Raw genomic sequence first — 6,686 nt, forward strand, 5'->3', positions numbered from 1 at the left:
ATATATCATTATAATTTTTATCATAAGCTACTTTATTAGTTTATTAAATTTAATTGAACAAATTGTTCATTTCTTTAAAGGCCTGATTATAGGCATGACATATAGTGTAGTTACACTGCTTTCGATTTATGATCCTGCAAGCTTTTTTATTGATGAGAAGATAATTAGTTCATTTTTAGTAATACTACTTACTTTCTTTTTAAGTAAATCCTATTATGAAAAAATGCGTTATATAACAATTGGTCTAGTTCAGGGAGACATTTTTAATTATTTTACATTTAAGTCGATTAATTTTAAATATATAATTGGAGATTTAAATTGGTTTGATACGTTATTTATGTCCATTTTATTATTGTCAGCAATTCAATTCATAGTAATTTACGTATCAAAAATAAGTCACAAAAATAGAAATTTATTAAAAAGTTGAAGTGTATTGGTCTTTTCTCATATTTTTTGTTAAAATAGATAAGTTATTTAAATAAATCAATTTTTAAAACTAAACTAAAACTCATTTAGATGATTTAAATGGTACATAGTTATGCTAGGAAGGATGAATTAAATGTCTAAACCGACAGTTGCAATAGTTGGACGACCAAATGTAGGGAAATCAACTATTTTTAATAGGATAGTGGGAGAAAGAATTTCAATTGTAGAAGATATTCCAGGGGTTACTCGTGATCGTATTTACAGTTCTGGAGAATGGTTAAATCAAGAATTTAGTTTAATCGATACAGGTGGAATTGACATTGGTGATGAGCCATTTTTAGAGCAAATTCGTCAACAAGCTGAAATCGCAATAGATGAAGCGGATGTTATTATTTTTCTAACAAATGGCCGAGAGGGTGTTACAGCGGCAGATGAGGAAGTTGCTAAAATCCTTTATAAAACAAAAAAACCAGTAGTATTAGCAGTTAATAAAGTCGATAATCCTGAAATGAGAAGTGATATTTACGACTTTTATGCATTAGGATTTGGAGAAGTATTTCCAATCTCAGGTTCACATGGTTTAGGACTAGGTGATTTACTTGATGAAGTTGTAAAACATTTCCCTGAACAAGAAGATGATCATTACGATGAAGAGACAATTAAATTTAGTTTAATTGGTAGACCAAACGTAGGGAAGTCTTCTTTAGTAAATGCATTATTAGGTCAAGAACGTGTAATTGTAAGTAATGTTGCTGGAACTACACGTGATGCTGTCGATACACCTTATTCAAAAGATGGCCAAGACTATGTCATTATCGATACAGCTGGTATGAGAAAAAAAGGTAAAGTTTATGAAAGTACGGAAAAATACAGCGTATTACGTGCTTTACGTGCAATCGAGAGATCAGATGTCGTCTTAGTTGTATTAGATGGTGAAGAAGGTATTATCGAACAAGATAAGAAAATTGCTGGATATGCACATCAAGCAGGTAGATCAGTTGTTATTGTTGTAAATAAATGGGATGCAGTAGAAAAAGATGAAAAAACGATGAATGAATTCATTGAAAACATTCGAGCACATTTCCAATTCTTAGATTATGCTCCAATTGTATTCCTATCAGCTAAAACGAAGAAAAGAACTCAAACTTTATTACCAATGATTAATAAAGCTTGTGAAAGCCATAGTTTACGTGTTCCAACAAATGTATTAAATGATGTTATTATGGATGCAATTGCGATGAATCCAACACCAACACATAATGGACAAAGATTAAGAGTGTATTATGCAACTCAAGTAGCAATTAAACCACCTACATTTGTTGTTTTTGTAAATGATCCTGAATTACTTCACTTTAGTTATGAGCGTTTCTTAGAAAATCGTATTAGAGATGCTTTTGATTTTGAAGGATCTCCAATTAAGATTATCGGTCGTGCACGAGCTTAAATTCGATGTAAAATATGGATTCTTTATGAAGGGGAGTGTTGATTTGGAAAAAATCGCTGTTTTAGGTGCAGGTAGTTGGGGTACTGCTTTAGCCATGGTTTTATCAGATAATGGGCATACGGTGACTTTATGGGGAAATAAATCCGAACAAATCAATGAAATAAATGAACAGCATACTAATAAAAGATACTTGCCAGAAATTAGTTTACCTCAAAATTTAAAGGCATCGGTCAATTTAAAAGAAGCTATAAATGGAGCTAACTATATTTTGCTTGTTGTTCCAACGAAAGCAATAAGAGAAGTTTGCCAACAATTAAATAATGAATTAACGAACGAGGTTACAATAATCCATGCAAGTAAAGGGATTGAGCCTGACACATCTAAGCGTGTTTCAGAAATGATCTCTGAAGAAATTGATTCGAAATTCTTAAAATCAGTAGTTGTATTATCAGGTCCAAGTCATGCTGAAGAAGTTGCTTTAAGACATCCAACGACTGTAACATCGGCATCTAAAAATATGGAAGATGCGGAAATTGTACAAGAATTATTCTCAAATGGTTATTTCCGTGTATACACAAACGAAGATGTAATTGGTGTAGAAATTGGTGGAGCATTAAAGAATATTATCGCACTTGCTGCTGGTATTACTGACGGACTTGGATATGGCGACAACGCGAAGGCGGCCTTAATGACACGAGGACTTGCAGAAATTATTCGTTTAGGTAAAGCTATGGGAGCTAATACTCAAACTTTTGCTGGTTTAACAGGAATGGGCGACTTAATCGTAACTTGTACGAGTGTCCATAGCCGTAACTGGAGAGCTGGTAATTTATTAGGGAAAGGTAAATCTTTAGACGAAGTATTAGATAATATGGGTATGGTCGTTGAAGGTGTTCGCACGACAAAGGCTGCATATCAATTAGCAAAACAAGTAAATGTAGAGATGCCAATTGTTAATGAATTACACGCAGTATTATTTGAAAATAAAAATCCAAAATTAGCAGTTGATGCACTTATGTCTCGTGTAAAAAAACATGAGGGCGAAAGTACTTCAAATTATATAAGCGATCTTGCTGAGTAATTAATTTTATTTAAATATGGTCAGATTAAAAGCATTAAAACTCTGTTTTAGTGCTTTTAATTTGTAGACAAAGTACAAAATACTTGATTTTCAGACTGATTGCAAGCGCTTGTCTTTCGAGGCGCGAAGCCTGGTGAGGAGCGGAGTTACTCTAGACGGTAATGAGCACCGTAGACAGGCGAAGTAACGAAGAAAGCGAGCGTTTGTCAACAGTCTAAAAGCATTAAACCTTTGTTTTAGTGCTTTTTCTTTTATGGACTAAAATAGGCGTTTCACCATTTCTCTTTTTTTGCATAGCATATGTTGTATAGAAAAGAAGGAGGTTTGAATGGTGACTAATAATAATCCAAATGGTTTCTTCGATAAGATTGAAAAGAAAGCAAATGTAAGCAAATCAGATATTTTTAAAGTCGCTGATTCAGTAAAAGATGCAAACTTTAAAGATGAAGCAACTGTTAGAAAACTAGTTCGTCAAATTGCAATGATGACAGGTCGTCAAGTTTCTAAGGAAAAAGAAGATAAAATCGTTCAAGCAATTGTTACAAATAATATGCCATTAGATTTTCAATCATTAACAAATATGTTTAAACAAAAATAATTGGGCTTATTCTTCAGCGATGTATTTAGTGCATAATCATACATTTTCGCATACTATAGAATGACTTATACCGGATGTATTCTGGTGGGTGTTAGTCGAGGATGATTACGAAGCAATTGCCCCAGTTTGCTTCGAAGAAAGAAGGAGTATATTTTTACTTTTTCTTTCTTTTTATTTTGTCCTTATAAATATGTGATGGTCCTAAAGTCCTCCTTGGTTGGTTTTTATCAAGGAGGTATTTTGATGGTGTTTGTTTAGGTTGTACTTAGTGAATATGTTCTAATGGTTTTTTTATGAAGATGGAAATAAATTTATAACAGACAAGTATACGTAAGCATTAAATAAGTCGATAATGTCTTAATAGGATTAAAAAGATTTTAATTCAAATCATGTGATTATTTTGATACTATAATAATGGTAGAAAATACATAGGGGGAACATAATGAACGCGGCACATATTAATGAAATTATTTCTTTTGTAGGAATCGGATTAATGCTTTTATCATTATTTTTAATTTTCTTGAGTAGAAACAAAATAAAAATAAAATTTTTAAAAATGATTACAGCTTTCATTGCATATATGTCTTTAATTATTTCAGGGATTTTAATTACATATATCGTATTAAGCTGGCCTAGTTAATGAGTATAAAGGGGACTAACATGAAAAAGCTATTTCTTTCCATTCTAATGTGCTTTGTTATAAGTCTATTAAGTGGCTGTTTATATCCACAAGATAAACTTGCACAAAATCAAGTACCATATGATGATCAAGTGCAATCTGTTCAAACTGCAGTTAATAAATTTAAGGAAAACAATTCAGGCATGTTACCGATAAAAAATAAGGATATGAACACACCTATTTATATTAAATATCCAATTGATTTTACAAAACTAACACCTGGCTATTTAAGTGATGCACCTGGTAATTCATATGAAAATGGTGGTATCTTCCAGTACGTATTAGTAGATGCAGAGAAGAATCCGACTGTTAAATTAGTCGATCTTAGAATTGCAGAAAAACTAAGAGATGTTTCATTAAGAGTACAAGTATATAAAGATAAACATACTTACCCACCAATCAAGAAAACATTGGCTAATGGTGTTTTTCTATTAAACTATAAAAAGATGGGTTTCAAGGAAGAACCATTTGTAGTCAGTCCTTATAGTAATAAGAACTTACCAATCATCATGGGGAATGATGGGGAGTTTTATGTTGATTATTCAACTGATTTATATTCAAAAATGAAAGAAGCGAAAAATTATAAGTTTGGTGAAGATATTCGTTCTATCTTAGTAAAAGACTCACCAATCGTGCCTGCATACTCACTTCCATATACGATTAAAGATGGACAACCAGTATTTATAGAACAAAAATAAATAATATAAATCATAATCCTTTGATAAAAGAATACATTTTATCGAAGGATTATTTTATTTGATCCCAAGTGAATAAAAAGAAAAAATAAAAAATCTTGTCATAACTCACTAGGACAACATCATAGAATGATATTGTCATAGGTATACTACTTCAAGTCAATTATTCCCATGTATTGATAAATCAGGAGGGGAACACATGGAAAAGATAGATATTTTTAAAGACATTGCCGAGCGCACAGGAGGAGATATCTACTTAGGTGTTGTAGGTGCTGTGCGCACTGGTAAATCAACATTTATTAAACGCTTTATGGAAGCTGTTGTAATCCCTAATATTCAAAATGAAGCCGATCGTGCTAGAGCACATGATGAATTACCTCAAAGCGCTGCAGGTAAAACAATAATGACTACTGAACCAAAATTCGTTCCGAATCAAGGTGTAAAAATTCATGTAGCGGATGGGTTAGATGTAAATATTCGATTAGTAGATTGCGTTGGTTATAGTGTGCCAGGGGCTAAAGGATATGAGGATGAAAATGGTCCTAGAATGATTAGCACTCCTTGGTATGAAGAACCGATTCCATTTAATGAAGCGGCAGAAATCGGTACAAGAAAAGTTATTCAAGAGCATTCTACAATTGGAGTCGTTGTAACAACTGATGGCACAATTGGAGAAATAGCTAGATACGATTATATCGAAGCAGAGGAACGAGTAGTTGCTGAATTAAAAGAAGTTGGAAAGCCTTTCATTATGGTGATCAACTCTTCTCAGCCATATCATCCTAATACAGAAGCACTAAGACAAGAACTATCAGAAAAGTACGATATTCCTGTCATCGCATTAAGTGTTGAAGCAATGCGCGAAGGAGATGTAATGAACGTACTTCGCGAAGCTTTATACGAATTCCCAGTCCTTGAAGTGAACGTTAACTTACCTAGCTGGGTATTAGTTTTAAAAGAAAATCACTGGCTACGCCAAAGCTACCAAGAAGCAATTCAAGAAACAGTTAAAGATATTAAGCGATTAAGAGATGTAGATTATGTAGTTGGCCAATTTAGTGATTATGAATTTATTGAACATGCACAACTTGCTGGAATAGATATGGGGCAAGGGGTTGCTGAAATTGATTTATCTGCACCAGATGAGTTATATGATCAAGTCTTAAAAGAAGTAGTGGGAGTAGAAATTCGTGGTAAAGATCATTTATTAGAATTAATGCAAGATTTCGCTCACGCAAAACAAGAGTATGATCAAGTAGCAGATGCCTTAAAAATGGTTAAACAAACTGGCTATGGAATTGCTGCACCTTCGCTTTTAGATATGAGCTTAGATGAGCCAGAAATTATACGTCATGGTTCAAGATTTGGAGTCAAATTAAAAGCAGTAGCACCTTCGATTCATATGATTAAAGTTGATGTTGAGTCAACGTTTGAACCAATCATCGGAACTGAAAAACAAAGTGAAGAACTTGTTAAATACTTAATGCAAGATTTTGAAGATAATCCATTATCCATCTGGAACTCAGATATATTTGGACGTTCATTAAGTTCAATTGTACGAGAAGGCATCCAAGCGAAACTTTCACTAATGCCAGAAAATGCAAGATATAAATTGAAGGAAACTTTAGAAAGAATTATTAACGAAGGAAGTGGCGGCTTAATTGCAATTATCCTTTAATCATTAATTGATCAGGTGGTAAAAACCATCTGATTTTTTTTGTTTTAGCGAAATATTAAGATTGATTTTTTAAAAATTTTAAATC

Annotated in this window: 7 protein-coding genes; all 7 read left to right on the forward strand. The window is 32.7% G+C overall.

Annotated features, from left to right (window positions below; genetic code table 11):
* Positions 1 to 427: YphA family membrane protein (locus tag CN514_RS26165; RefSeq protein ID WP_217993919.1), on the forward strand; the 427-nt coding region annotated here is incomplete at its 5' end.
* Between the two features lie 132 nt (positions 428 to 559).
* Positions 560 to 1,870 carry a ribosome biogenesis GTPase Der gene (der, locus tag CN514_RS10075; RefSeq protein ID WP_098232456.1) on the forward strand — a complete coding sequence of 437 codons (1,311 nt, stop codon included), beginning with the start codon at positions 560 to 562 and terminating at the stop codon, positions 1,868 to 1,870.
* 43 nt (positions 1,871 to 1,913) lie between these two features.
* Positions 1,914 to 2,951, forward strand: a complete 1,038-nt coding sequence (locus tag CN514_RS10080) for an NAD(P)H-dependent glycerol-3-phosphate dehydrogenase (RefSeq protein WP_098232457.1) — start codon at positions 1,914 to 1,916, stop codon at positions 2,949 to 2,951.
* A 328-nt stretch (positions 2,952 to 3,279) separates the two neighbouring features.
* Positions 3,280 to 3,549 (forward strand): stage VI sporulation protein F, encoded by a 270-nt coding sequence (locus CN514_RS10085; RefSeq protein ID WP_098232458.1) that lies wholly within the window; start codon positions 3,280 to 3,282, stop codon positions 3,547 to 3,549.
* Between the two features lie 442 nt (positions 3,550 to 3,991).
* Complete coding sequence (locus CN514_RS10090; protein ID WP_056466707.1) at positions 3,992 to 4,189, forward strand: DUF2768 domain-containing protein; 198 nt, start codon at positions 3,992 to 3,994, stop codon at positions 4,187 to 4,189.
* Positions 4,190 to 4,209: 20 nt separating this feature from the next.
* Positions 4,210 to 4,926, forward strand: coding sequence for a hypothetical protein (locus tag CN514_RS10095; protein ID WP_098232459.1), 717 nt, complete (start codon positions 4,210 to 4,212; stop codon positions 4,924 to 4,926).
* 196 nt (positions 4,927 to 5,122) lie between these two features.
* On the forward strand, positions 5,123 to 6,601 hold the full coding sequence (spoIVA, locus tag CN514_RS10100) for a stage IV sporulation protein A (RefSeq protein WP_098232460.1): 1,479 nt from the start codon (positions 5,123 to 5,125) through the stop codon (positions 6,599 to 6,601).
* Positions 6,602 to 6,686 lie beyond the last annotated feature (85 nt).

It is taken from the genome of Bacillus sp. AFS001701 (assembly GCF_002559405.1).
Classification (GTDB): Bacteria; Bacillota; Bacilli; order Bacillales; family Bacillaceae_G; genus Gottfriedia.

What these genes read in the sequence shown, in the direction of transcription:
- der (WP_098232456.1), top strand. Translation starts at nt 560, where the DNA reads ATGTCTAAACCGACAGTTGCAATAGTTGGACGACCAAATGTAGGGAAA.
- CN514_RS10085 (WP_098232458.1), top strand. Translation starts at nt 3,280, where the DNA reads ATGGTGACTAATAATAATCCAAATGGTTTCTTCGATAAGATTGAAAAG.
- CN514_RS10095 (WP_098232459.1), top strand. Translation starts at nt 4,210, where the DNA reads ATGAAAAAGCTATTTCTTTCCATTCTAATGTGCTTTGTTATAAGTCTA.
- CN514_RS10090 (WP_056466707.1), top strand. Translation starts at nt 3,992, where the DNA reads ATGAACGCGGCACATATTAATGAAATTATTTCTTTTGTAGGAATCGGA.
- spoIVA (WP_098232460.1), top strand. Translation starts at nt 5,123, where the DNA reads ATGGAAAAGATAGATATTTTTAAAGACATTGCCGAGCGCACAGGAGGA.